The organism is Kitasatospora sp. NPDC048722, from assembly GCF_040650235.1.
GTDB lineage: Bacteria > Actinomycetota > Actinomycetes > Streptomycetales > Streptomycetaceae > Kitasatospora.
This window is the reverse complement of the sequence record NZ_JBEZGX010000003.1, coordinates 191,792-217,548: the sequence shown is the minus strand read 5'-3', so window position 1 is coordinate 217,548 and position 25,757 is coordinate 191,792. Positions and strand designations below refer to the sequence as shown.

The 25,757-nt window shown below is 74.4% G+C and carries 23 protein-coding genes; 10 read left to right on the top strand and 13 right to left on the bottom strand.

All coding sequences use genetic code 11. The features are described from left to right. Positions 1-45: 45 nt before the first annotated feature. A complete protein-coding gene (locus AB0C76_RS04395; RefSeq protein WP_359959484.1) occupies positions 46-924 on the bottom strand; it encodes a hypothetical protein in 879 nt (292 codons plus the stop codon). 380 nt (positions 925-1,304) lie between these two features. Between AB0C76_RS04395 and AB0C76_RS04390 the strand changes: the two genes are divergently transcribed. Next, positions 1,305-2,033, top strand: a complete 729-nt coding sequence (locus AB0C76_RS04390; RefSeq protein WP_359959481.1) for a hypothetical protein — start codon at positions 1,305-1,307, stop codon at positions 2,031-2,033. Positions 2,034-2,069: 36 nt separating this feature from the next. On the opposite strand, the gene AB0C76_RS04385 is transcribed toward AB0C76_RS04390, so the two are convergent. From AB0C76_RS04385 to AB0C76_RS04365, 5 genes are all read right to left on the bottom strand, one after another. Then, entirely contained in the window at positions 2,070-3,428 is a 1,359-nt protein-coding gene (locus AB0C76_RS04385; RefSeq protein ID WP_359959478.1) for a nucleotide disphospho-sugar-binding domain-containing protein, read from the bottom strand. A gap of 63 nt (positions 3,429-3,491) precedes the next feature. After that, positions 3,492-4,097: a response regulator transcription factor gene (locus AB0C76_RS04380; protein WP_359959475.1), complete on the bottom strand. Its 606-nt coding sequence runs from the start codon at positions 4,095-4,097 to the stop codon at positions 3,492-3,494. Beyond that, complete coding sequence (locus AB0C76_RS04375; protein WP_359959472.1) at positions 4,094-5,344, bottom strand: histidine kinase; 1,251 nt, start codon at positions 5,342-5,344, stop codon at positions 4,094-4,096. The genes AB0C76_RS04380 and AB0C76_RS04375 overlap by 4 nt, the downstream gene beginning before the upstream one ends. 44 nt (positions 5,345-5,388) lie before the next feature. Further along, positions 5,389-6,150, bottom strand: coding sequence for an ABC transporter permease (locus AB0C76_RS04370; RefSeq protein ID WP_359959469.1), 762 nt, complete (start codon positions 6,148-6,150; stop codon positions 5,389-5,391). Continuing rightward, positions 6,147-7,157 carry an ABC transporter ATP-binding protein gene (locus AB0C76_RS04365; RefSeq protein WP_359959466.1) on the bottom strand — a complete coding sequence of 337 codons (1,011 nt, stop codon included), beginning with the start codon at positions 7,155-7,157 and terminating at the stop codon, positions 6,147-6,149. Before AB0C76_RS04365 ends, AB0C76_RS04370 begins: the two co-directional genes overlap by 4 nt. Positions 7,158-7,474: 317 nt before the next feature. On the opposite strand from AB0C76_RS04365, the gene AB0C76_RS04360 reads away from it, so the two are divergent. The 8 genes from AB0C76_RS04360 (at position 7,475) to AB0C76_RS04325 (ending at position 15,219) form a co-directional block, all read left to right on the top strand. Further along, positions 7,475-7,675 (top strand): hypothetical protein, encoded by a 201-nt coding sequence (locus AB0C76_RS04360; protein WP_359959463.1) that lies wholly within the window; start codon positions 7,475-7,477, stop codon positions 7,673-7,675. A gap of 50 nt (positions 7,676-7,725) precedes the next feature. Further along, positions 7,726-7,887 (top strand): hypothetical protein, encoded by a 162-nt coding sequence (locus tag AB0C76_RS04355; protein WP_359959461.1) that lies wholly within the window; start codon positions 7,726-7,728, stop codon positions 7,885-7,887. A gap of 134 nt (positions 7,888-8,021) precedes the next feature. Beyond that, positions 8,022-9,929, top strand: coding sequence for an alpha/beta fold hydrolase (locus tag AB0C76_RS04350; protein ID WP_359959458.1), 1,908 nt, complete (start codon positions 8,022-8,024; stop codon positions 9,927-9,929). Next, positions 9,926-10,534 (top strand): hypothetical protein, encoded by a 609-nt coding sequence (locus AB0C76_RS04345; RefSeq protein ID WP_359959455.1) that lies wholly within the window; start codon positions 9,926-9,928, stop codon positions 10,532-10,534. Before AB0C76_RS04350 ends, AB0C76_RS04345 begins: the two co-directional genes overlap by 4 nt. An 82-nt stretch (positions 10,535-10,616) precedes the next feature. Further along, positions 10,617-11,477, top strand: coding sequence for a class I SAM-dependent methyltransferase (locus tag AB0C76_RS04340; RefSeq protein WP_359959453.1), 861 nt, complete (start codon positions 10,617-10,619; stop codon positions 11,475-11,477). Then, positions 11,474-13,174: an ABC transporter ATP-binding protein gene (locus AB0C76_RS04335; protein ID WP_359959450.1), complete on the top strand. Its 1,701-nt coding sequence runs from the start codon at positions 11,474-11,476 to the stop codon at positions 13,172-13,174. Before AB0C76_RS04340 ends, AB0C76_RS04335 begins: the two co-directional genes overlap by 4 nt. A 49-nt stretch (positions 13,175-13,223) precedes the next feature. Beyond that, positions 13,224-14,675: an NAD(P)/FAD-dependent oxidoreductase gene (locus tag AB0C76_RS04330; RefSeq protein WP_359959447.1), complete on the top strand. Its 1,452-nt coding sequence runs from the start codon at positions 13,224-13,226 to the stop codon at positions 14,673-14,675. A gap of 1 nt (position 14,676) precedes the next feature. Further along, the gene (locus AB0C76_RS04325; protein ID WP_359959444.1) at positions 14,677-15,219 is read left to right on the top strand and encodes a DUF6368 family protein; all 543 of its coding nucleotides are present in this window, start codon (positions 14,677-14,679) and stop codon (positions 15,217-15,219) included. 13 nt (positions 15,220-15,232) lie between these two features. Here AB0C76_RS04325 and AB0C76_RS04320 read toward each other — a convergent pair whose 3' ends face one another. The 7 genes from AB0C76_RS04320 to AB0C76_RS04290 all read right to left on the bottom strand — a co-directional run bounded on the left by AB0C76_RS04320 (position 15,233) and on the right by AB0C76_RS04290 (position 23,302). After that, entirely contained in the window at positions 15,233-16,006 is a 774-nt protein-coding gene (locus AB0C76_RS04320) for an SDR family oxidoreductase (protein WP_359959442.1), read from the bottom strand. Continuing rightward, a complete protein-coding gene (locus AB0C76_RS04315) occupies positions 16,003-16,476 on the bottom strand; it encodes an SAM-dependent methyltransferase (RefSeq protein ID WP_359959439.1) in 474 nt (157 codons plus the stop codon). Before AB0C76_RS04315 ends, AB0C76_RS04320 begins: the two co-directional genes overlap by 4 nt. 22 nt (positions 16,477-16,498) lie before the next feature. After that, entirely contained in the window at positions 16,499-17,452 is a 954-nt protein-coding gene (locus tag AB0C76_RS04310) for an ADP-ribosylglycohydrolase family protein (RefSeq protein WP_359959436.1), read from the bottom strand. Further along, entirely contained in the window at positions 17,449-19,440 is a 1,992-nt protein-coding gene (ftsH, locus tag AB0C76_RS04305; RefSeq protein WP_359959434.1) for an ATP-dependent zinc metalloprotease FtsH, read from the bottom strand. The genes AB0C76_RS04310 and ftsH overlap by 4 nt, the downstream gene beginning before the upstream one ends. Before the next feature lie 123 nt (positions 19,441-19,563). After that, positions 19,564-20,175 (bottom strand): disulfide bond formation protein DsbA, encoded by a 612-nt coding sequence (locus AB0C76_RS04300; protein WP_359959432.1) that lies wholly within the window; start codon positions 20,173-20,175, stop codon positions 19,564-19,566. 97 nt (positions 20,176-20,272) lie between these two features. Then, a complete protein-coding gene (locus tag AB0C76_RS04295) occupies positions 20,273-21,838 on the bottom strand; it encodes an alpha/beta hydrolase (RefSeq protein WP_359959429.1) in 1,566 nt (521 codons plus the stop codon). A gap of 342 nt (positions 21,839-22,180) precedes the next feature. After that, positions 22,181-23,302 (bottom strand): basic secretory protein-like protein, encoded by a 1,122-nt coding sequence (locus AB0C76_RS04290; RefSeq protein WP_359959426.1) that lies wholly within the window; start codon positions 23,300-23,302, stop codon positions 22,181-22,183. Between the two features lie 374 nt (positions 23,303-23,676). Between AB0C76_RS04290 and AB0C76_RS04285 the strand changes: the two genes are divergently transcribed. Next, positions 23,677-25,716, top strand: a complete 2,040-nt coding sequence (locus AB0C76_RS04285; RefSeq protein ID WP_359959423.1) for a serine/threonine protein kinase — start codon at positions 23,677-23,679, stop codon at positions 25,714-25,716. Positions 25,717-25,757 lie beyond the last annotated feature (41 nt).

Below are 25,757 nucleotides of genomic sequence, written 5' to 3'. Positions count from 1 at the left end.
GGGACCGGCCCCACCCCGGACGGCGGGGCGTTCGGCCCACCGGGCTCAGCACACCGGGACGAGCACCGTCAGCACGAAGGTGTGCGGGTCCGGGTTGGCCGGGGCCTCGTAGGTGAGCGTCGCGGCGATGCTCGTGCCGGGGCTCGCGGCCGGGTCGACCTGGAGCGCGAAGCCGCGGTTGTACTGGGACCACGTGTTGCCGACGATGTCGTCGCAGGTGGCCGTGGTGCCGTCGGTCGAGATCGCGCACTTGTTGTAACTCGGCGCGCTGTCGAGCCACTTGGAGCCGGGCGGAAGCTGGGCGATCAGCCGGCCGCGCCACGGGTAGTCGGTGGACGGGCCGAGGTTGCGCTCCAGCACCTCGAAGTCGGCCGGGTTGCCGGGCGCGGCGGGCTTCGGGGGCCGCCACATCTCCAGCACCGCGTCGGTGACGGGCGCCGAGGTGTCCCAGGACCAGGTGGTCGAGTTGTCGTTCGGGTTCTGGTCTGCGTCCCAGGTGACCACGGCGGTGCCGCCGGGATAGGTCCTCGGGCCGGGGGTGGTGCCGAGGGTCTGGCCGTAGAGCTTCTCCGTCTCGCAGGTGGCCGGTGCCAGCCCCTTGGCGACGGTGAACCGGATCCAGTTCCAGCCGCTGTCCACCGGGCCCGCGTGGTCGGTGGACAGGCGCATCGACGGATCGGCGGGGCCGTTGACCACCAGGGTCGCCCCGTCGGCCGGCGCGTCGGACCCGTTGTTGCAGACCGTCACCAGGATCGTCCCGACGGCGCCGGGTGCGGTCGGGAAGGACGGCGGGCTGACCTGGACGCTCAGGTCCTTGGCGTACGTCGAGCGGTGAGTCGGGCCGGCGGCGGCCTGGGCAGCCTGCGCGGCGGTCAGGGAGAGCGGCAGCAGGGCGGCTGCGGCGAGGAGGGCGGGGATCCGCATAGGGGGTGACTCCGGTCGGGGGTCAGAGGGGTTCAGAGGGGGCCAGGGGAGGCCGGAGAGGGCCGGAGAGCGGTGAGCGGGGGCCAACTCGGGCGAACGCCGATGAACAGTCGCTCGGTGACGAAGCTACGCATGCTCGGCGGGCCCCGCCCTGCTCGGTTACTCCGCCCGACGTCAGACCCCTGGCGGTCACCCGGAACGGCCTGCGGGACGGCACTCGGGACGGCCGACGCGGCGGAACGATTCCGCGCGCCGGGCCACGGCCTCCCGTGCCCGACGTGGCGTCACCCCTTCGGCCCCTTTGACACGGTAGTGTCCGCTGGCGCGGTACCCGGCAGCCCGCCGGCCCGCAGCTCACGCACACCCATCTGGAGGAACTCGTGCCGGCTCCCGCTCGCGGTGCCCTGGCCATAGCCGCGGCCGTCCTGCTCGCCGCGGCCGCAGGCTGCTCGTCCAACACCGGACACACCGCCAAGCCCGCCCCCACCAGCGCGGCGGCCAAGGGCTCGGCCCCGGCGGCCGGCGACGCGGCCGGCACGCACGCGATCCCCGTCGGCGTCGGCCCCAAGCCCTCGTACGACGTGCAGGCCCAGCCCGCCGCCGGCACCTGCAAGTACCACTACACCGCGGACAAGCAGCCCCTGCCGGACCCGAACTGCACCCCGGGCGCGACCAGCCCGGCGGTCACCCAGGCCAACCTCAACGACACCGTCTGCAAGCCAGGCGGCTACACCTCGGGGATCCGCCCGCCGGCGAACATCACCGGCAAGGAGAAGGCCGAGAACGCCAAGTCCTACGGCTACACCGGCCCGATGGGCGACGCCGAGTACGACCACCTGATCAGTCTGCAGCTCGGCGGCGACCCGAACGACCCGCGCAACCTGTGGATCCAGCCGCCGTCCCCCGACCACGTCCCGGGCAAGGGGCCGAACAACCCCAAGGACACCGTCGAGACGCACCTGCACACCGCGCTCTGCAAGGGCCAGGCCACCCTCGCCGCCGTCCAGCAGGCCATCGCCGCCGACTGGACCACCGCCGAGGCCAAGCTCGGCATCGGCAAGGGCGGCGCGCCGGCCGCCGGACCGGACGCGGACGGCGACGACCAGTGAGCCGCCGCCCGGCCCGGCGCTGACGTACGGTCCGACTCAGCCCAGCGACTCCACCAGCTCGGCCACGGCGTCGAACGGCCGGTACTCCGCGAGCTCCGCGGCCAGCGCGCGGGCCCGCTCGCGGAACCGGCCGTCGGCCAGCACCTCGTCGACGGCCTTCGCGACGTCCGCGGCCTCCGGACGCCCGGTGCGCAGGTCGAGCCCCGCGCCCGACCACTGCACCCGGGCCGCCACCTCGGGCTTGTCCTCGCTCGCGCCGCCGACCACCAGCGGCACGCCGTGGCGCAGCGCGGTGTGGACGCCGCCGTAGCCGCCGTTGCTCACCAGCACGTCGGCGTGCGGCAGCAGCAGGTCGAACGGCACGTAGGCGGCGGCCCGGACGTTGCCGGGCAGTCCGCCCAGCAGTTCGGTGAGCGCGGCCGGGCCGTCGGGGCGCGCGGTTGCGGCGATCACCAGCACGTCGCGGTCCGCCAGGGCCGTCACGGTGGGCGCGACGAGCTCGGTGAGATCGTCGTTGGCGAGGGTGCCCTGGGTCACCACGACCACCGGGCGGCCGCCGTCCAGCTCCCGCCACCAGGCGGGCAGGCGGTGATCGGCGCCGACGGCCGGCGGCAGCGCGCCGATCATCCGGAAGGTCTCCGGGGCGTCGCTGCGCGGGTACTCGAAGCCGGGCACCGTGAGCTGGAGGAAGTGGTCCGGCACCGTCACGAGGGCGTTGGCGCGCGGCCCGTCCGGCAGGGTGATCCCGAGGCCGGCGAACACCTGCTCGGCGTACCGCTGGAGCGGCTCGCCGCGCCGGTTCACCTCCTCGTACATGGCCCGGTTGCGCGCCCGGCCCTCCTCGCCCGGCAGGGGCGGCAGGGCGAGGCCGAACGGCGCGGTGTCGACGCTCTGGAACATCGGCGGGGCCACCCCGACCCCCACCACGGCGGGCCGCTGCGACCGGGGCCGGCTCAGCGCCAGTGCGAGCGCGCCCTGGAAGAACGCGTCCACGACCACCGCGTCCGCCGGGAAGTCGGCCAGCAACTCCTCAAGCGCGCGGTACTGCGCCGGGACGGGGTCGGTGAAGACGTGCTTGACGTCGAAGGCGATCCGCGCGGGCCCGGCCGGCAGCTCGGAGCGCCCGGGGAAGCGGGCGTCGAGGTCCCGGTCGTCGAAGTCCGCCTCGGCGGGCAGCGCCACGAAGCGCACCCCGGCCCGCTCCGCCGCCCCCGCGAACCGGCCTCCGCCGAGGAACACCACCTCGTGGCCACGGGCGGCGAGGTCGGCGGAGATGGCGAGCAGCGGGCCGACGTGGCCGTGCGCCGGTACGGCGGCGGTGATGATCCTGGACAGTGGAATCCCCCTGGTAGGAAGCGTGCCGGGGGCTGCCGGCCGGCGGCCCCGTCGACCCACCGTAGGGAAAGGTTGTTGACGATCGGTAAACGCCGCAGCCGCTCCGCCCCCGGTTCGGCGTGATCAGATCCAGCCGCGTTGGCGGGCGAGCTGGGCGGCCGCGTGGCGGTTCTCCACGCCGAGCTTGGTGGTGACGGAGGAGAGGTAGTTGCGGACGGTTCCCGGGGCGAGGGCGGCGCGTTCGGCGATCTCCAGGATGGGGGCGCCGTCGGCGGCGAGGGACAGGATGTCGGCCTCGCGGGCGCTCAGTGGCGAGGCGCCCGCGCTGATGGCGTCCGCGGCGAGGATCGGGTCGATGTAGCGGTGGCCGCCGTGGACGGTGCGGATGATGCTCGCGAGCTCCTGGGCGGAGACGGTCTTGGAGACGAACCCCGTGACGCCGCAGGCGAGGGCGCGCTTGAGGTGGCCCGGGAGGCCGTGGCTGGTGACGATCATCGTCCGGCAGTCCGGCAGGGCCTGGGCGAGCTCGCGCGCCACCGTGACGCCGTCGCGCCCGGGCATCTGGAGGTCGAGGACGGCGACGTCGGGCCGGTGGTGCAGGGCCATGGCGGTGGCCTCCGGGCCGGTGGAGGCCTCGGCGACGATCTCGATGTCGTCCTCGAAGGCGAGCAGGGCGGCGAACGCGCCGCGGATGAGGTGTTCGTCGTCGGCGAGCAGGACGCGGATCATCGGTGGCCTCGATCGGTCGGCGGTTCGGTCGGCGGTTCGGTCGGCGGTTCGGTCGGCGATTCGGTCGGCGGGAGGAGCACGTGCAGGCGGTAGGTGCGGTCGGCGCCCGGGCCGTGCTCCAGGGAGCCGCCGAGCGGGGCGAGGCGCTCGCCGAGGCCGGCCAGGCCGCTGCCGCCGCCCGACGCCGGGCGGTGGCCGCCGCCGTCGTTGGTGATGGTCAGTTCGGCGGCGCCGTCGGCGGCGCGGGCGAGCGCGATGGTGCAGGTGCGGGCGTGGGAGTGGTGCAGGACGTTGGTGATGCCCTCGCGGACGACCCAGCCGAGGGCGGTCTGCGCGTCCTGGCCCAGCTCGGGGGCCCCGTCGCGCTCGATCCGGCAGGTGATGCCCGCGGCCTCCAGCACCGAGCGCGCGCCCTCCAGTTCGGTGGTCAGGTCGGTGGTGCGGTAGCCCTTGACCACCTCGCGGATCTCCTGGTGCAGGCTGCGGGTGAGCTTCTGCACCTCCGTCAGCTCGGCCTGCGCCTTCGGGTGCTCGGTGAGCCGCTGGACGAGCTCGGACTTGAGGGCGATCACCGAGAGGTTGCGCCCGATGATGTCGTGGAGGTCCCTGGCGAAGCGCAGCCGCTCCTCGGCCACCATGAGCCGGGCCTGGGTCTCGCGCGCCGCGTCGAGCTGCCACAGCACCGAGAGGAACCACAGCGACGAGCGCATCAGCCCGCCGATGACCGTCCAGGTCGCGACGGTGAACGCCAGGACCGCCGGGCCGGCGGCCCGGTCGAAGGACCAGACGACCACGGCCGCCGCGACCGAGCCGACCAGCGCCACGACGAGGTAGCGGGCCTGGCCGAGCAGCGGGGAGAGCGCGAAGGCCGGCGGGATCACGATCGCGATGGCGGCGATGACCAGGACGCGCGTGCCGTCGAGGTGCCCGGTGCCGTACGCGTACGGCAACAGGCCGAGTTCGAGCACCGTCACGGCGGCCATCGCGCCGAGCAGCGCCCGGGGCCGGGCCGTCCGCCCGACGCTGTGCGCGATCGCCGTGGTCGCGCCGATGCCCTGCACCGCGGTGAGGGTCGCGATGCCCCACCCGACGACGGCCGGCGCCCCCGCCTCGCCGAGCCTGGCGAGCAGCGGCCACAGCAGCGCGGCGAGCAGCAGCCACGGCATCGAGCACAGCATCCACCGCGTCTGGACCGTCGCCTTCGCGACGTCGGTGCGGTAGTGCGTGGTCGTCCGCACGTCGGTCATCCTCCGTTCCTCTCCGTTCGGCCCGTCGAGTGCCGGCCGCGGGTTCAGGCGCGCGGCTCCCACCGGAAGCGGCGCAGCGCGCCCCAGGCGGCGAGCGCCGTCCAGGCCAGCAGCGTCGCGCCCCTGACCACCGAGTCAACCATCCCGGCGCCCTCGCCGGTCCAGCCTGAGCGGACCAGTTCGATCACGGGGGTGAGGGGGAAGAAGCGCAGGACGTCCGCGAACGGCCCGGGCAGTACCTCCAGCGGGACGACGGTGCCGGAGGTGACGAGCAGCAGCATGAAGCCGACGGTGCTGACGCCCTGGGCGCTCTCCGCGGTGCGGGCGAAGGCGGTGCTGAGCGCGGCGGCGGCGGCGATCAGCACGGTGCCGAGCAGGACGCCGACGGCGACGAGGTGCGGGGCGGCCGGGGCGCCGAGGCCCGCGATGAGGGCGACGGCGGCGGCGATCGCGGTGAACTGCAGGACGGCGGCGATCGCCATCGGGACGGCCGGGCTCGCCAGGATGACGAGGTCGCCGATCTCGCCGGTGCGCTGCCGCTTGAGGACGTACTCCTCGCGCCGCAGGACGTAGACGCCGATCAGCGGCGCGTACAGGGCCATGATCAGGACGATCCCGGCGGTGGTGGAGACCATCACGTGGCCCATGGCGAGGCCGGCGCCCTTGAGGTCGAACTGCCGCATGACCGTCGTGGTGCCCATGACGATCAGCACCGGGATGACGAGGACGTTGAACAGGTTGCTCTTGCTGCGCAGGAAGAGGGTGAGCTCGACCCGGGAGAGCGCGGCGAGGTGGGTGCGGTTCACGCGGCCTGCTCCGTTCCCGTGCCGTCCGTTCCCGTGTCGTCCGCTCCCGGGCCGTCTGCGCGGCGCCGGGCGATCCGCAGGAAGGCCTCCTCCAACGAGGCCGAGCGGGCGTCGAGTTGGTGGAGGGCGACGCCCTTGGCGCGGGCCCAGAGCAGCACTTCGGTGGTGGTGTGCTGGAGGTCGTCGGTGGCGAGCTCGACGCGGCCGGCGGGGCCGGCAGGGGCGGTGGCGACGCTGGCCCGCAGGTCGGCGGGGTGCGGCAGGTCGGCGGGGGTCAGGCCGGCGGGCAGGCGGAAGGCGAGGGTGGAGGGGTGCTCGGCGACGATGTCGGAGATCGTGCCGGTCGCGGCGATCCTCCCCGCATGCATGACGGCCAGCCGGTCGGCGAGTTGCTCGGCCTCTTCGAGGTAGTGCGTGGTGAGCACGATGGTGGTGCCCTCGGCGCGCAGCCGCCGGATGATCCGCCAGGTGTCGTGGCGGCCCTCCGGGTCCATGCCGGTGGTGGGTTCGTCGAGGAAGAGCAGGTCGGGCCGACCGAGGGTGGCCAACGCGAGGTCCAGGCGCCTGACTTCACCACCGGAGAGGTTCTTGACGGCGACGTCGGTGCGCGCGGCCAGGCCCACGAGGGCGACGGCCTCGGCGGCCGGGCGCGGGTCGGTGGTGCAGGAGGCCCACATGCGGACGGTCTCGGCGACCGTCAGATCGGTGGGGAAGCCGCCGCGTTGGAGCATCACGCCGGTGCGCGGGCGCACCCGCCTGCGGTCGCGGACGGGGTCGAAGCGGCCGAAGAGGGTGACGGTGCCCCGGGTGGGCCGGGCGAGGCCTTCGAGGAGCTCGACCGCCGAGGTCTTGCCCGCGCCGTTGGTGCCGAGCAACGCGTACAGCTCGCCCCGGCCGACGGTGAAGCCGATGCCCCGCACGGCGTCGAAACCGCCGGGGCCCGGCGGGCCGTAGCGGCGCCACAGGTCCGTGACCTCGATCACGTTTGAATTGCCGTCATTCGTCATGCGCAACATGTTCGCAGGCGACTCGACTTTGCCGGGATGAGAACTGTCATGGGTTCGCATGACGGATGTCATAGCGCGTCGTGACATCCGTCAGTTGAGGGGAAGTCACCGTCCGAAATCGAGTGTGACGCAGGTCATACCCGATGTTCCCGGGCGGTGTTTTCATCCTTCCACGCCACCACGTGTTCGTCTCGGAACGACCGCCCGCTGGCGGCTCCGGGGGGAATTCACGGCACGGCGGTTCGGCGCCGTTCCGCCGCCCCGAGCGCGGAACGGCCGATCATCCACCGGAAATCCCTTCCAGGGAGAGGAATGCCATGAACGACATCGTTTCCCACGTCAACGGCCTTGACCTCGGCACCATCGAGGCCGCCGACACCCACGGCGACGCGCTGCCCGTCCTCGCGACGCCGGCCGCCGCGCTCGCCGCCATCGGCGGGGCCAAGGCCGTCGGCGCCTTCGTCGGCGGCGCGACCCTGGTCGGCGGCGCCTACGCGCTCGGCCGCGCGGTCGGCTGACCCGCCCCCTTTCCCCCGCCCGCCCAGCCATGTTGCGAAAGGACGCGAAAATGAACGACGTCACCGAGGCCGTGAACGCGATGGAAATCCCCGAGGAGGGTGTCATCTTCCCGGAGGCCAGCCCCGTTCTGGCGACTCCCGGTGCTTTTCTCGGCGGTGTGGCGATTTCCTCCGCCGTGATCGGCGCGTTCGAACTCGGCCGCCAGGGCTGATGACGACCGCCCCCTGACCGGGGCGGACGCTCCACGACGCCTGCCGGGCCAGAGGTGCGTTCTGGCCCGGCAGGCCCACGGCCAGCCTAGCGCCCCGTCCACCGGGGCGCCGTGAAAGGGACCACGTGAAATACGTGCCACGTGTGCAATTCGCCAGGAAGACCCGGAAGATCGCCTCGGCGGTGTTCGCCCCGGCCCCGGTGGGCCGGGACCGCGCCCTCGGCCTGTCCGAACGGCTGGCCGCCGCCACCACGCTGACGTCCTCCCTGGAGTACCTCGCGCAGCGGCGGCAGATCCGCCGGGGCGGGCTCAACGACTGGGCCATCGTCAAGGACGTCCAGGCCGAATCCACCCCGCTGGTGCGGCGGTTGCTGAACGCCGTGAGCGGCCCGCGGACCACCACCGTGCTGCACGTCGCGCGCGCCGCCGTCGCCACTGGCATGCTGCTGCCCGGCAACTCCCGCTGGCGGGGCGCCGGGAGCCTCTTCCTCGGCTCCACGTCCGCGCTGCTCTACCCGCGCCACCGCTACGGTACCGACGGTTCCGACCAGGTCGCGATCCTCGTGCAGACCGCCACCGGGGCGGCCCGGCTCGTGCGGTCCCCGCAGGCCAGGGACGCGCTGCTCTGGTACGTCGCGCTCCAGGCCAACCTCTCGTACCTCGTCTCCGGCTGGGTCAAGCTGCTCGGCGAGCCCTGGCGCGACGCCTCTGCGCTCGGCGGCGTCATGCGCACCCGCACGTACGGCCACGAGGGCATGTTCCGCTGGACCCGGCAGCACCCGAAGGCCGCCCGGTACCTCACGCACGGCGTGCTCGCGCTGGAGTGCCTGTTCCCGCTCGCCTACGCCTGCAAGGGCCGCCTGGCCCGGCCGGTCATCGCGAGCGCCGCCGCGTTCCACCTGGCCAACGGGTACTTCATGGGCCTCGGCCGGTTCGTCACCGCCTTCACCGCGATGCACCCGATGGTGGCCTACACCTCCGCCCCGAAGGACCACCCCGCCGTCGCCGGACGCGACGACCGGGCGCTGCCGGCCGCGCTCCTGCTGCTCGCCGGCGCGGGCGCGATCGCCGCCGGCACCGCCGTCCAGCGCCGCCTGCGCACCACCGAGGGCTGGCACACCTCCCGCATGCTGACCACCCGGCACGGCAACGAGCTGCAGTACGAGGTGCTCTCGCACGGCCGCGCCGAGGAACCCGTCCTGGTGTTCGCCGCCGGCATGGTCTCCACCAGCGAGCACTTCACCTGGATCACCGAGCGCCTCGCGAAGGAGACCGGCTACGGCGTCGTCACCTACGCCCGCGCCGGGTACGCCGGCAGCCGCCACCGCTCCGCCGCGCGCTTCCGGCTGGCGGAGTCCGTCGACGACCTCGTCGACCTCGTCCGCCTCGCGGTCGAGCCGGACCGCAAGGTGGTCCTGGTCGGCCACTCGCTCGGCGGCGAGCTCGCCCGCCGCGCCGCCGCGCAACTCGGCGAGCGCCTGCACGCCGTCGTCTACCTCGACTCCTCGCACCCCGACGAGCTCAACCGCTCCAGGCAGCAGAGCGAGTCGGCCGGTCAGCTGCGCACCTCGCTCGCCCAGATGGCCTGGTACCTGCGCCTCGGCACCGGCGTCCTGATGGCCCGCCCCGAGTGGGTCGAGGGACTGCCGGTCGCGTACCGCAAGAAGGCGTTCGCGCAGTACGCCGACGCGAGGATGTGGGAGGCCGGGCGGCGCGAATGGGAGGCCGTGGAGGCCGAGTTCCGCGCCTTCTCCGGCCCGCTGGACCCCGTCGAGGGCGCGCACGCGCTGGTCGTCTCGGCCCAGCAGACCGTCGACCGCGACCCCGACCAGCTGCTGATGCACCGGGAGCTGGCCGAGGCCCACCGGGGCGGCGCGCACACCGAGGTGACCGTCATCGAGGGCGCCGGGCACGACACCGTGCTCACCCAGAGCCGCTTCGCGCACCGGGCGACCGACCTCATCACCGCGTTCCTCGACGGTGTCGCGGAAGTCCGGTCCGCCCACCCCGCGAACCCTGCCGACCAGGAGGCCGCCAAGTGACGCCCCGTCCCGACGTGCGCAGCGTGTTCACGGGGAAGGGCGCCGCGTGGCGTATCGCCGGGGCGGCGATGCTGCTCGGCACCCTCGCCACCCAGCACCCGCACCCCGCGTTCAACCGGCTCCAGCTGAAGGACACCTTCTCGCTCCTGCCGAACTGGCGGTTCTTCGCACCCACCCCGGCCATGCACGACTACCACTTCCTCTACCGAACCCTCGGCGCCGACGGCACCACCTCCCCGTGGGAGGGCCTCGACGTGATCGAGGGCCGCAAGCCCTGGCAGATCGCCTGGTTCCCCACCCGTCGCCCGGAGAAGGCCGTCTTCGACATCTGCAGCGAGATCCTGCACGTCATCGACAAGGGCTTCGCCGTCGTCACCCGCACCTCGGCCTACCGGACCCTCACCGAGCACCTGCGCGCCACCATCCACGAGCGCGGCGACGCGGCCGACGTCCGGGGCTTCCAGTTCGCGCTGGCCCGCGCCACCGGATACGACAGGACGCAGGACCCCGAGATGGTCTTCGTCTCCCCGTACACCCCGCTCGACCCGGCCGACGCGCGGCGCCCGCTCGCCGCCCGGCCCGCCACCACCGCAGTGAGGAGCTGACCATGGCCGCGTACATCGTCGTCGCCATCGGTGCCGTGATCGCCGGCGCCATCGCCTACGGGGTGCTGAAGGGGAGGTCCAAGTGAGCGCCGCGCAGCTCGTCCACGACATCGGCTACGGGCTGGAGTTCAAGGGCTGGTACGACCGGCTCTTCCCCAAGGACGACTCCGCGGCCCGCACCGCCGGGCACCTCGCCGCGCTCCACCCCGCCCCGGCCGCCGGCACCGTCGAGTTCGGCGTCGGCACCGGCCGGATCGCCCTGCCGCTCGCCGGGCTCGTCGGCCCGGTCACCGGCGTCGACTCCTCCCCCGAGATGCTCGACGGCCTGCGCGCGGCCCTGGCCGGCCGCACCGACGTCGAGCCCGTCCACGGCGACATCCGCACCTACCGCGCCGACCGCACCGCCGGGCTCGTCTACTGCGTCTGCGGCACGCTGTCGATGCTGCTCTCCCCCGAGGAGCAGCAGCTCGCCGTCCGCCGCGCCGCCGACCTGCTGGCCCCCGGCGGCCGGCTCGTCGTCGAGACCCACAACCGGCCCGCCATCCACGCCCTGCACGAAGGGCGCAGCCACGCCACCTACTTCACCCCGTACCCGGAGCGCGGCACCGGCCTGCAGACGCACTCGACGCTGCTGCCCGAGAACGACCTGTGGCACTGCTCCCACATCTGGTACGAGGCCGACGGCAGCACGCGCGTCGGCACCGAGCTGTCCCGGCTCACCACGCCGGACGAGGTCGACGCGTACGCGCGGGCGGCCGGGCTGGTGCCCGAGAGCCGCCTGGCGGGCTGGGACGGCGAGCCGTACGCGGAGCGCTCGCCGATGTTCGTCTGCACGTACGTCAAGGCCGGGACCGGGAGCGGGCCCGACGGCGGTGACGTGGTGGCCGAGGGCGGGAGCGGGCCCGGCGGCGGCGCGCCGTCCGGGGGCGGGGAAGCGTCATGAACCCCTGGCAGATCGCCCGGCGGCACCGCGCGCTGCTGCTCACCGGCATCGTCCTCGGCCTCGCCGGCGCGGCGGCGACGCTGGCCCAGCCGCTCGTCATCGGCGGGATGATCGAGGCCTTCGCCGCCGACCGCCCCCTGACCGGGCCGATCCTGCTCGCCGCCGCCCTGTTCACCGCCGACGCCGTGCTCGCCGCGACCCACGCGTACGCGATCGGCCGGGCCGGCGAGGACGTCGTGTACGACATCCGACACACCCTCGCCGCCCGGCTGCTCCGCTCCCGCCTGCGCTCCTACGACCGCTGGGACCAGGGCGACGTCTTCACCCGGATGGTCACCGACACCTCGCTGGCCCGGGTCTGCATGACGCAGGCGCTGGCCCAGATCGTCACCAGCGCGTTCATGGTCGCCGGCGGCGTCGCGATGATGGCCTGGATCGACCCGCTGCTGCTCGCCACCACCCTCGCCTGCCTCGGCACGGCCAGCGCCGTCTCGCTGCTGCTGGCCCGCCGGGTGCGGCTCGTGGCGGTGGCGAACCGGGAGGACACCGGCGTCTACGGCTCCGCCCTGATGCGCGTCCTCGGCGCCCTGCCGACCGTCAAGGCCTCCCGCGCCGAGGAGCGGGAGACCGAACACCTCGGCGGCCTCGCCGACCGCGCCCGGCGCTCCGGGGTGCGGGTCTCCGCCCTGTCGGCGCTGCTCACCCCGGCGATGAACGTCGGCACCCAGATCGCCCTGACCGTCGTCATCGCGTGGGGCATGGCCCGCGTCGCCACCGGCGACATGGCGCCCGCCGACCTGACGTCGTTCATGATGTACCTGTTCTACCTCGTCGCACCGCTGGTGATGCTCTTCATGTCGATCGCCCAGTTCCAGCAGGGCCGGGCCTCCCTCGACCGCCTCTCCGAGCTCGGGGCGATCGAGCAGGAGGACGCCGGACCGCCCGCCCACGCCGCCGTCGACGGGCACGGCCTCGTCTTCGACGAGGTGTCCTTCGCCTACCCCGGCAACGACACCCCCGTCCTCCACCAGGTGTCGCTGACCGTCCCCGAACGCGGCCTCACCGCCGTCGTCGGCCCGTCCGGCGCGGGCAAGAGCACCCTGTTCCAGCTCGCCGAACGGCTCCACGAACCGTCCGCCGGCACCATCCGCATCGGCCGCACCGACACCGCCCGCATGCCGCTCGACCAGCTGCGCTCCCTCGTCGGCTACGTCGACCAGGAACACACCCTGCTGCGCGGCACCGTCCGCGAGAACCTCACCTACGCGGCCCCCGGCGCCACCGACGCGGACATCGCCGAGGCCCTGCGGATGGCCCACCTCACCGACGTCGTCGCCGCCCTGCCGGACGGCCTCGACACCGAACTCGGCGAACGCGGTGCCGGCCTGTCCGGCGGCGAGCGCCAGCGCCTGGCCATCGCCCGCACCCTGCTGCAGAAACCCCGGATCGTGCTCCTCGACGAGGCCACCGCGAGCCTCGACGGCGCGTCGGAGGCCGCGCTGCGGGACAGCATCGCCGCCATCGCCCGCAGCCGCGCCGTCGTCGCCATCGCCCACCGCTTCTCCACCATCTCCCAGGCGGACCGGATCATCGTGCTCGACCGGGGCCGGGTGCAGGCCGTCGGCACCCACGCCGACCTCAGCGAGGAGAGCGGCCTGTACCGGCGCCTCGCCGAACACCAGGGGGTCGCCGCATGAGCGGACGCGACGAGCCGGGCCGGGCGAACGAGCGCAGCGAGGTGGGCGCGTGACACCCGACGCCGCCGTCGTCGGCACCGGGCCCAACGGCCTCGCCGCCGGCGTCACCCTGGCCCGGGCCGGGCTGCGCGTCGCCCTCTTCGAGGCGGCCGACACCATCGGCGGCGGGCTGCGCACCACGCCGCTGTTCGACAGCGACGTGCGGCACGACGTGTGCGCGGCCGTCCACCCCATGGCCGCCGCCTCCGCGTTCTTCCGCCGCTTCGACCTGCCCGCCCGCGGCGTCCGGCTGCTCCAGCCCGACATCCCCTACGCCCACCCGCTGCCCGGCGGGCGGGCCGCCGCGGCCTGGCGCAGCCTGAGCCGCACCGCCGCCCACCTCGGCCCGGACGGCCGCCGCTGGATGCAGCTCCTCGGGCCGCTCGCCGACCGCTCCCCCGCCGTCGTCGACCTGCTCCTCTCGGACCAGCGCAGCGTGCCGGGCGACCTCCTCGCGCCGCTGCTCCTCGGGGCGCGAGTACTGTCGCTCGCGACCCGGCTCACGCCCTTCGGGCTCCTCCGCACCGAACCCGCCCGGGCGCTCCTGACCGGCGTCGCCGCGCACGCCGTCGGCAGGCTGCCCTCGGTCACCTCGGCCGCCGTGGCGCTCCTGCTCGCCCACACCGCGCACAGCACCGGCTGGCCCCTCCCGGAGGGCGGCAGCGTCCGCATCGCCGACGCCCTCGCCGCCGACATCACCGCCCACGGCGGCGTCTTCCACACCGGGCAGCGCATCCGCGACCTCGCCGAACTCGGCGACGTCCCGCTCGTGCTGCTCGACGTCGGCCCCAAGGAGTTCCTCGCCATGGCCGGCCCCCGGCTCCCCGAGCGCTACCGGCGGTCGCTGCGCCGCTACCGGTACGGGCCGGGGGCGGCGAAGGCGGACTTCCTCACCGACGGCCCGATCCCCTGGACGAACCCGCTCGTGGGCCGGGCCGGCACCGTCCACCTCGGCGGCACCCGGGCCGACATCGTCCGCCAGGAGACGGCGACGGCCGCGGGCCTCCCGGTCGAGGACCCGTTCGTGCTCGTCGTCGACCCGGCCGTGACCGACCCCACCCGCGAGGCCGGCGGCAGGCGACCGGTCTGGGCCTACGCCCACGTCCCGCACGGGGACCCGCGCGACCCGGTCGACCTGATCCGCCGCCGCATCGAGGAGTACGCGCCCGGCTTCAGCGACACGATCGTCGCCTCGCGCGGCCTGTCGGCGCGGCAGTACGAGGAGTACAACCCCAACTACGTCGGCGGCGACATCGGCGCGGGCGCCCTCACCCTCCGTCAGTCCCTGGCCCGGCCGGTGGCCCGCTGGAACCCGTACGAGACCCCGCTGCCCGGCGTCTACCTCTGCTCCGCCGCCACCCCGCCGGGGCCGTCCGTCCACGGCATGTGCGGCCACCACGCCGCGCTCACCGCCCTGCGGCGCCACCACGGGGTGCGGGAGGCGCCGGAGTTGGGACCGTAGGGTGGGCCCGTCGTGGTGTCGGGGTTCGGGAGGGTCGGGTCGGACGGGTGGTCCCGCGGTCGGGTTGTGGCTGCCGGAGGTCCGGGGTGCGGTCGAGGCGCTGCCCTGGTTGGAGGGGTTCTGCGAGGTCCGGCTGGACCACGGCCGAGCCGCGTTCTCCGTCCGCGATCCGTCGCCGCTCGGGCTCCGCTCGCTCGGCGGCGCCGGCTCGTTCGAGCTCGGGCCCGAATCCCTGGACGCCTACCGGGAGTTCGGCTTCCCCGGGTTCGACCGGCCGCCGGTGACCGCGCTGGGCCTCCTCGCGCACCGCTCGGGGCCGGACGACCACCGGGCGTTCGGGCACCTCGCCCTGTGGCTCGCCGAGCGCTTCGACGCACTGATCGACTTCACCGACGAACTGCCGCGCCAGGCGGTGGAACTGCCCGGCCGCCTCCGGGAGCAGCCCTACGGGCTCGACGGCGGCGGCCGGGCCCTCGTGCACGTCGGCGACCGGGAGTTCCTCGCCGCCTGGCTCCGGCATCCGGAGTTCCGGCTGGTCACGTAGACCCCGGAGCCGCTCAGCGGCCGAGCACCGCACCGCCGTTGAGGCCGATGACCTGGCCGGTCAGGTACCCGGCCGCCGGGGACGCGAGGTAGGAGACGGCCTCGGCCACGTCGGCCGGGGTGCCGGCGCGGCCCACCAGGGTGTCGGCCACCTTCTGCGCGTGGAAGGCCTCCGTCCAGCCGTAGCCGAAGATCTCGGTGTCCTCGACGTAGCCGGGTGCGAGGACGTTGACGGTGATCCCGTCCGGGCCCAACTGCCGTGCCAGGCCGAACGCCCAGCCGTGCAGGGCGGCCTTGGCGGCGGCGTAGGAGCCGAGCGAGTGCGGGCCGGCGCCGCCGCGCTGGGCGGCGGCCGAGCTGATCACGACCAGGCGGCCACCGGGCCTGCGCAGGTGGTCCTGCAGGGCGGTGGTGAGGAGGACGGCGGAGAGCAGGTTGCCGTCCAGGTCCTGGCGCCAGGAGTGCGCGAGGGCGGCGAGGCTTCGGTCGGCGGGCGGGGTGACGATCGCGCCCGCGTTGTTCACGAGGGCGTCCACCGGGCCGAGTAGCGCGATCCGCGCGGCGGCGGCCTCGACCGCTTCGGGGTCGGTCAGGTCGACCGGAACGGGCAGGATCCGGCCGGGCCCGACGGTCCGCTCGATCGCGTCCCGGGCCTCGTCGAGGACGGCCGCGCGACGCCCGAGGATCGCCACCCGGTTCCCGTCGGCGGCGAGCCGGGCGGCGATCGCCCGGCCGATGCCGGTGCCGCCGCCGGAGACCACGGCGAGCCGCTCGGCCGCCGCCCTCACTCGCCCGCCTCGTAGTAGTCGCGCATGAGCTCGCTCGACCAGGCCGGCTGGCGGACCTCGCCGCGCGGGCCGAACTCGGCCAGGTAGGGCTTGATGTCGAGCACCGGCGTGCCGGCCACCGCGTCCAGGCCCGCGACGTGCAGGTCGAGGCCGTCCACGCGGAGCAGCTCGCAGCGGGAGACGCCCAGCCGGTTGGGCCGGTTCTTGCCGCGCTGGGCGAAGATGCCGACCAGTGGCCAGTCGGTGTTGCCGCGCGGGTGGCGGGCGCCGGTCTCGATCCTGTCCACCGGCACGCGGTCGAAGTGGTAGACGATCTCCAGGTGGGAGAAGTCCGCCAGCCCGTACAGCGCCTCCTCGGCGAACTGCTCGCCGTCCAGCCGGACGATCGCGGCGACCCCGCCCCAGCGGTCGTCGACCACCTCGTCCCGCCCGCCGACGACGTGCGCCACCGGCCTCGAAGTCACGTCCATGTGCCCCCCGTTCGTTGCGTGATCACTTCGCATCGTAGCCGGTGCCCGCGGCGAGCCTACCGGCCAGTACCAGGAGGTCGGACGCCCCCAGCACCCGCCCACCGGATCCGGGCAGCGGCACGTGCAGCGGCTCGGTCCAGTCCGCCGGGATCGCGCCGGGGCCGTACACGGCCCCGGCCAGCGCGCCGGTGACGGCGGCGACGGTGTCGGTGTCCCCGCCGAGGTCGATCGCGGCGCGGACGGCGGCCGGGTAGCCGTCGGTGGTGCGCAGCGCCCAGACGGCGGAACCGAGGCAGGGCCAGACGGCGCCGTTGGCCTCGGTGGCGCGGTCGGGGTGCCAGTCGGGGTCGAGGACGACGGCGTAGCGCTCACGGTGGCCGGGCTCGACGCGGGCCAGGGTGTCCGGGATCGCGGCGAGCGGATCGGCGCCGTCGAGGGCGTGCCGGACGAGCTCGTGGAAGATCGCCGTGCCCTCCCAGGCGGCACCGTCGCCGTGGGTGAGGGCGGAGATCCGGCGGGCGGCGGCCATGGTGGCCTCGCGCCCGGCGGGGGCGAAGGCGACGGCGGAGGGGGCGGCGCGCATGAGGGCGCCGTTGCCGGCGGCGCGTGTGGTGGTGTTGAAGTGGACGGCGGCGGCGAGGTCCCAGGTGTGGCCGTTGGTGAGGACGTCCTCGGTCTGGATGCCCACGTCCTTCGGGTCGGACGCCGCCCAGCGCTGAAAGCGGGCGAAGATGTCCGGAAGGTGCAACCCGCCGTTGTCGAGCAGGGATTCGGCGACGAGGACGGCCATCTGCGTGTCGTCCGTCGCCTCGCCGCGGTCCCAGCCGCCGCCTGCGACCATCTCGCCGTGGCCGTCGGGGAAGCGTGCCGAGAACGCCCCGGCAGGCCCGAACTCGTACGGCGCACCGAGGGCGTCGCCCACGGCGGAGCCGATCACCGCGCCTGCCGCGCGGTCCTGCCAGTCACGTCCGGTCATTCGGGAAGAGTAGCGGCCGGGTGGCGCAGGATGTCGAGCACCACTGCGCCGTCCACCGTCTCCTGGGCGACCAGGAGTGCGGCCAACTCGTCGAGGTGGTGGCGGTGTTCGCGCAGCAGGCCGATCGCGCGCCGTTCGGCGCCGCGCAGCAGGGCGGCGACGGCCTGGTCGATCGCGCGCTGGGTCTCCTCGGAGTAGGGGCGGCGCAGCAGGTCCTCGGGGCTCTCGCCGAGGTGCTGCGGGGAGCCCGAGGCGTAGCCGACCGGGCCGAGGTCCGGGGAGAGGCCGAACTCGCGGACCATCCGGGTGGCGACGGAGGTGGCGTTGGCGAGGTCGTTGGCCGCCCCGGTGGAGCCCTCGCCGAAGACGACCAGTTCAGCTGCTCGTCCGCCGAGTTGCACGGTGAGCAGGTCGGTCAGGTAGCTCTCGCTGTACAGGTGCCGCTCGGCCTCGGGGAGTTGTTCGGTGGCGCCGAGGGCGACGCCGGCCGGGAGGATCGTGACCTTGGCGACGGGGTCGGCGTGCTCGCACAGGGCGGCCATCAGCGCGTGCCCGGACTCGTGGACGGCGACGGCATGCCGCTCGTCGGGCAGGAGTGCGTTGGAGGACTCGCGGCGGCCGAGCAGGACGCGGTCGCGGGCGGTGTCGAGGTCGTCGGCGGTGATGGTGGCCCGGTCGGCGCGGACGGCGTTGATGGCGGCCTCGTTGACGAGGTTGGCGAGGTCGGCGCCGGAGAAGCCCGGGGTGCCGCGGGCGATCCGGTCGAGGTCGGCGTCCGGGGCGAGGGTCTTGCCGACGACGTGGACGGCGAGGATCGCGGCCCGCTCGCGCTGGTTGGGCAGCGGCACGGTGACCTGCCGGTCGAAGCGGCCGGGGCGCAGCAGCGCCGGGTCGAGGGCGTCGGGCCGGTTGGTGGCGGCGATGACGACGATGCCGGTGCTCTGGTCGAAGCCGTCCATCTCGGCGAGCAGCTGGTTGAGCGTCTGCTCTCGCTCATCGTTGCCGCCGAGCCGGGAGCCGCCCGCGCGGCGGGCGCCGACGGCGTCGATCTCGTCGATGAAGATGATGGACGGCGCGCGTTTGCGGGCCTCGTCGAAGAGGTCGCGGACGCGGGAGGCACCGACGCCCACGAACATCTCGACGAAGCCGGAGCCGGTGACGGACAGGAACGGCACGTCGGCCTCGCCGGCCACGGCGCGGGCCAGCAGGGTCTTGCCGGTGCCGGGCGGCCCGACCATGATCACGCCGCGCGGCCCCTTGGCGCCGGCGGCGGCGTACCGCCCGGGGCTGCGCAGGTAGTCGACGACCTCGCTGACCTCCTGTTTCACTCCCTCGTACCCGGCCACGTCGGCGAAGCCGGTGTCGGGCCGCTCGGCCTCGATGATCTTCGCCCGGGAGCGCCCGATCGCGCTCAGGCCGCCGGTGACCGAGCGGGCGGCGAGCCGGCCGGACCACAGGAAGAGCCCGCCGAAGACCAGCAGCGGCAGGAACAGCAGCAGCGTCGACCAGATCGAGCTGCCCCCGGTGCGGCTGCCGGTGACGTCCACGTGCTGCGCGGCGAGGGACTGGCTGAGCCGGGCGGTGTCCAGGGCGGTCGGGATCTGGCTGGTGAAGCGGGTGCCGTCCTTGAGTGTGCCGCTGACGCCGCCGGTGTCCGTCACGTTCACCGTCTTGACCTGGCCCGCGTCGACCCGGCCGACGAAGTCGGAGTACCCGTACCTGGTGCCGGCCGGGCCGGGGGTCTGGACGACGAGCAGCAGGATCAGGGCCAGCAGGGCGCCCACGGGCAGCAGCCAGCGGCGCGCGCTCGGGGGCGGCGGCTTGGGCGGGGTCGGCTTGAACGGGTTGGGCTTCGGCCCCCCGGGCGAGGAGGGGCCCGGCGGGGAGGAGCCCGGCGGAGTGGCCAGGTGCCGGGTGGCCAGGTGCCGGGTGGCCAGGTGCCGGGTGGCCGGGCGCCGGGTGGCGCGCAGGCGGATCCGTCCGGTCATCTGCGCTCACCGCCTCTCCGGAGGCGGCCGGGCGGGGTGACCGCCGGGGCCTCCGTCTCCATGGTCGGACGAGACGGCCCCGGACGGGAGTGGATCAGGAGCGGAAGACCCTCCCCGGGTCGGTCAGGAGAAGTCGAGCGCCCCCGTCCGGGTGCGCTTGAGCTCGAAGAACTTCGGGTACGCGGCCAGGGCCCGGACCCCGTCGAAGATCCGTACCGCGTCCTCGCCGCGCGGGATCGCGGTCAGCACCGGGCCGAAGAACGCGACGCCGTCCACGTGGATCGTCGGCGTGCCGACCTCCTCGCCGACCGGGTCCATGCCCTCGTGGTGGCTCTTGCGCAGCGCGATGTCGTAGGCCGTGCTCCCGGCCGCGTCGGCGAGGTCCTCCGGCAGGCCGGCCTCGGCGAGCGCCTCCCGGATGACCGTCCCGTCCGCCTCGCGGTCCTGGTCGTGCAGACGGGTGCCGAGCGCGGTGTACAGGTCGCGCAGCACGTGCTCGCCGAACCGTTCGGCGGCGGCGATGCAGACCCGGACCGGGCCCCAGCCCGTGGTCAGCAGGCGCTGGTAGCGCTCGGGCAGGCCCTCGCGGCCCTCGTTGAGGACGGACAGGCTCATCACGCGGAACGTCAGGTCGAGCTCGCGCTCGCGCTCGCGCTCGACCTCCAGGATCCATCGGGAGGTGATCCAGGCGAACGGGCAGATCGGGTCGAAGTAGAAGTCAACTTTGGTGGTCACGGTGAGGAGCCTAGGCGCCGAGTGGACCGCCGGGCAGTGCCAATTCACCCCACTTGGAGTGGGCCACTTGGGCTTGCCCGGCGGCGCGGACCACGTGCTAGCCCTGACCGCACACCGTGCCGTCGGCCGGCACCTTGCCGTCGAGCAGGTAGGCGTCCACCGTCGTCTTCAGGCAGGGGTTGCCGGTGTTGTACCCGCCGTGGCCCTCGCCCTGGAGCGTCACCGTGACGCCCACGCCCGCGCCCAGCTGCTGCGCCATCGTCCTGGCACCCTCGACCGGAGTGGCCGGGTCGCCGGTGGTGCCGACCACCAGGATCGGCGCGGAGCCCGCGGCGGCGACCTCGGGGTGGTCGGTCCTGCCGGCCACCGGCCAGCCGGTGCAGCCGGTCAGGCCCCACGCGGTGAACGCGCCGAAGACCGGCGAGGCGTCCTTGAACTGCGGCAGCTGCTGTTCGACGTCCTGGTCCGAGTAGCGCTGCTTGGCGTCCACGCAGCTGATCGCCCGGTTCGCCGCGTCGAGGTCGTTGTAGTGCCCGCTCGGGTCGCGCCCGAGGAGGCCGTCGGCGAGCTGGAGCAGCGTCGTGCCGGTGCCCCGCTGCATCGCCTCGGTGAGCCCGGCGGCCAGCGCCGGCCACGTCTCCTGGCTGTACAGCGCGCCCGCGATGCCGGTGACGGCGAGGCTCTCGGTCAGCCGGCGCCCGCTGTCGGTCGGCAGCGGCGCCTGCTCCAGCGACTGCAGCAGTCCGGTGACCCGGGCGGTGCCGTCGGCGCCGCCGCTGCCGGTCGGGCAGTCCGGCACACCGGTGGAGCAGGCCTTCATGAAGTCCTCCAGCGCGAGCTGGAAGCCCTTGGCCTGGCCGAGCGCGGACTGCGCCGGGTCCTTCGTCGGGTCCACCACCGAGTCCAGCACGGCACGGCCGACCTGCTGCGGGAACAGGTGCGCGTAGACGCCGCCGAGTTGGGTGCCGTAGCTGATGCCGAAGTAGTGCAGCTGCTGGTCCCCGAGGGCCTGCCGCATGAGATCCATGTCGCGGGCGGCGCTCTCGGTGTCCACGAAGGGCAGCACCGGGCCGGAGTTGCGCTCGCACGCCGAGTTGAACTGCGCGGTGCTCTCGTCGAGCGCCTTGACGGCCGCCGGGCTCTCGGGGGTGCTGTCGATCGCGTTGGCGGCGTCCATCGCCTTGTCGTCCAGGCACTGCACCCCGGCGCTCGCACCGACTCCGCGCGGGTCGAAACTCACCAGGTCGTAGCGGGTGTTGAGGGAGGCGTAGGTGTCCGCGAGCGCCGGCAGCGTGGTGATGCCCGACCCGCCGGGGCCGCCGAAGTTGAACACCAGCGAGCCGATCCGGTGCTGCTCGTCCTTGGCCCGGGAGCGGATCAGCGCGAGGTCGATCGTGCCGCCGTCCGGCTTGGCGTAGTCCAGCGGGACCTTGAGCGTCGCGCACTGCCAGTCCCCCGCGGGCGGGGTGCCGCCGCCCTGCGCGGCGTCCGGCGCGCCGCACGCGTGCCAGTCGAGCTGCTGGACCGCCGCGGGCGCCGCCGTCACCGGCGCGGCCGGCACGGGCTCGGCGGCGGGCGCGACCCCGCCCTGACAGCCGGCCGAGGAGGCGAGGAGCAACGCGCTCAGCCCGAGCGCTCCGGCACCGCGGACGACGGTGTACATGGGAACTCCACCTCTCGGAAGGCCGGAAGGCCGGAAGGCCGGACGGCCCGAAGGCCGGACACCTGCGGTCGATGCGCGGCGGCCGGCGCACGGACCGGCGCACCTACGGGCGCGCGCCGGGGACGTGCACGCCCCGCGCTCGTTCGCTCACCCTAGGTGTGCGCCGCCCCGCTCGCCCGCCGGGCCACCCCACCAGGGGGCGCGTGCCGCCGGTCGTCGCACCGGCCGTCAGGGTGAGGTCCGGGCCCGGGACGGCGCGGGGCCGGGCCCGGAACGGCCCGAGGCCGCCGCGCCCCGGCACGAGCAGCTGCCGGGACGCGGTGCGGGGGAAGGCCCGGAGGCCTACTTCGGCATCTCGTTCCAGAGCTGGTCGGGGCCCTTGCCGGTGAGGCGGGCCCAGATGCCGTCGTCGTTCGGGTTCAGGTTCAGCTTGTAGGCGAGGTCGGGCTGGCGGTAGGCCTTGGAGACGTAGTCGATGAAGCGGGCCGTGGCCTGGTAGCCGCTGTTGTAGTGGATGTCCGGGCCGAAGTGCCGGGCGCCGGTGCCGGGCTGGAAGTTGTAGTCGCGCACCCAGTCCGCGAGGCCCTCGCCCATCCACCCGTGCTTGTCGTCCGTGCCGTGGGGGTTGTTCCAGACCGCGACGTGCACGGCCTCGTGCACCAGGAAGCCGGTGTCGTTCCGGTTGCCCCGCACGTAGCCGATGTTGACGTGGATCTCGTTGACGCCGCCGTTGGGCTTCGTCGCGTAGGCGGGGTACTGGGTCAGCGACGGGTCCATGATGATCTTGAAGTAGGAGGGCGCCTGGAACGCCCCCCGGATGATGAGGTCGGAGATCTGCGGGTAGTAGGCCGCGACGGTCTGCTTCTGCTGCTCCAGCCACGGGCCGAGGTCCGGGGCCTGCGAGTAGTCCAGGTCGATGGTCGGGCGGCCGGTGGTGGGCGGCGTGGTGGCGGTGTTCCTGTCGAGGTTCCAGGACTGCGCCGGATCTCCGGCGTTGCAACCGGTCACCCCGACGCCGAGGTCGGCGCCGCGGGTGAGGCAGAGGTTGCCGTCCGAGACGCTGTGCAGCAGCCACGCGCGGCCGTTGCCCATCGAGGTGTTCTCCAGCCACCAGCGCTGGTTGTCGGCGCCGATGTCGTTCCAGGAACCGACGGTGTTGCGGGCCTTGTCGCGGTCGACCGCGTTGTTGGTGCCGGGCACCTTGATCGACCAGGTGCCGTTGCCCTCGTCCCGGACCGTCCACGCCTGCTGGGCGGAGGATTCGTTCCAGTCGCGGATCACCACGTCGGCCCCGCTGTTCGGGCCGTCCCACTGCAGGGCGCCGCCCGCGTAGCTGGAGATGCGGTAGTCGGCGCCGCTGGTCGGCAGCGACTCGGCCGCGCTCGCGCTCTGGGCGCCGAGGGCCATGCCGGACACGACGGTCGCGGCGGACAGGACGGCGGCGGCCGCCCGACGGGTGATCATGTCGAAGCTCTCCTCCCGACCGGTCCCCGTGGACCGGTCTGCGGGGACATGCCACCGCCCGGCGGTGTACGCGGCGTCGACGGCCCGTCGACGGTCCGTCAACGGACGCGTTGACGGACGCGCTGACGGACGCGCTGACGGAGGCGCCGGCCCGGGGGCCGACGGACGCGTTGACGGAGGTGCGCGCGGAGTGATCGGCCCCCCATGGGGTCGTCGACGAACCGTCCGCTCCACCAGCCGGTTTCCGGCCCCCTCTGCGTTCGCGTCAAGTCGGCGTTTATAGGCTGGTGAGAGGGTCGGTTGGAACGCGACCGAAGGTCCCGGCCCGGGCCCACGGCGGCGGGACGCGACGACGTACGGGGTCGAGGAGGATCATGCGTGGCACCACGCTCGGTGACCGCTACCGGTTGGACGAGTGGCTCGGTGGCGGTTCGATGGGCGACGTCTGGCTCGCCGAGGACGAGGTCCTCGGGCGCCGGGTGGCGGTCAAGGTCCTGAAGCCCGCGCTGCTGGACGAACCGGGCTTCGCGGAGCGGTTCCACGAGGAGGCCCGGGTGATGGCCCGGCTGCGCCACCCGGGCATCGTCGGCGTGCACGACTTCGGCTCCGGCCGGCTCGACGGCGGCCACTCCTGGACGACCGCCTGGGGCAGCACCGGCCGCCCGATCGCCTACCTCGTCATGGAGCTCATCGACGGCGAGCCGCTCAGCGACGTCCTGAAGCGGCGCGGCCGCCTCGACGCGCCCGAGACGCTCGGCCTGGCCCTCCAGGTGCTGGAGGCGCTGACGGCCGCGCACGAGGCCGGCGTCGTCCACCGGGACATCAAGCCGGACAACCTGATGGTCCGCGACGAACGCGTCGTGATCGCCGACTTCGGCATCGCCCGCCCCGGCTGCGACACCCGGCTGACCGTGCCCGGCATGGTCCTCGGCACCGCCGCCTACCAGGCGCCCGAGCAGGCCTCGACCGGTGCGGTCAGCGCCGCGGCCGACCTGTACGCGCTCGGCGTCGTGCTCTACGAGTGCCTGTCCGGGCAGCTGCCGTACCACGGGGAGACGGCGCTGGAGGTCATCCTCAAGCACCTGACCACCCCCGTGCCGCCACTGCCGGCGGACGTCCCGGCCCCGGTCCGGGCGTTGGTGGCGCGCGCGATGGCGAAGGACCCCGGCGAGCGCTGGCCGGACGCCGCCACGATGGCGGCGGCCGCCCGGGCCGCGCTCGACGGCGAGCCGGTGGAGGTGGTGGAGGCCGTCGCGGCCGTCTCCCCGTCGGGTACCGCACTGCGGACGGCGGCACGGCCGGTGGTGGTCGCCGCGGCGGCCACGACGGGAACGCGCCCGGCCGCCGGGCGGCTGCGGGCGGCGCTGCGGGGGCGCCGTCGGCTGCTGATCGCGGCGGGCGTGGTCGCGCTCTGCTCGGCCATCACCGCCGCCACGGCCACCACGCTCGGCCGGGACACCGGCCGGGCCGCGGCCGACGCCGCACTCGCCGGTGGCGGGCCGACCGCGCCCGCGGTCCCGACGGTCATCCCGCTCGCGGCGATCTCCGGCGCGCCCACCGGTACGGGCACGCCGTCACCCGGCGCGTCCACGGCTTCGGGATCGCCCCTGCCGTCCGTTCCCGGTGCCCCGGTGGGCCCGGTCCCGGCGGGCGGTGCGACAGGCGGTACGGGCGGTGCGGCGGGCGGTACGGGCAGTGCGGGCAGCCTGCCTGACGCATCCTCCGGGTCGAACGCCCAGGGGCGCCCGCCGGTCCCCGGGCCCGCCGCTCCGGCGCCGTCGCCCAGTGCCGTCGCCCCGGGACCGGCGTACACCGCGGGGCCGGTCCCGCCGGGCTACCAGACGGGCAACGACGGTGGGGGGCAAGGCGGTTACCAGCCCGGGACACCGTCCGACAAGCCGCCGACGACGGCGCCCACGCCGCCGTACACGGCCGCGCCCCCGCCGCCGCCCCCGTACACCGGCGCCGCCAAGCCGCCCGTCCGGCCGCCGACGGAGGGGGCGCACGGGCTCCCGCAGTACGCTCGGCTGACGAACCTAGGGCTCGCCCTGACCGATCAGAACTCGGGAACCCGGAACCAGAACCCCGTCATCCAGTCCCTGGACACCAGCGCCGCCTCCGTCTGGCAGCTGGTCCCGCGCCAGGACGGGGGCGGCTACTTCCTGACCAACGGCGCCACGGGCTACCAGAGTCGCCTGGACGCCAGCGAGGAGACGTCCCAGACGCAGATCGTCGCCTCGCCGACGTACAGCGTGAACCAGGTCTGGTCCTTCATGCCGACGTCCGGCGGCTACCTGGTCGTGCTCACGGGGAAGACGTGGCTCTGCCTGACGGCCAAGGGCCCGAGCGTGCCCGCCGCCGTCAGCCAGTGCACGGGCGGCCCCGACCAGGTGTGGGCGGTCGCCACGCCCTGACCGGATGACGGGACGAGCAGTTGAACGGATGAAGGCCGGGC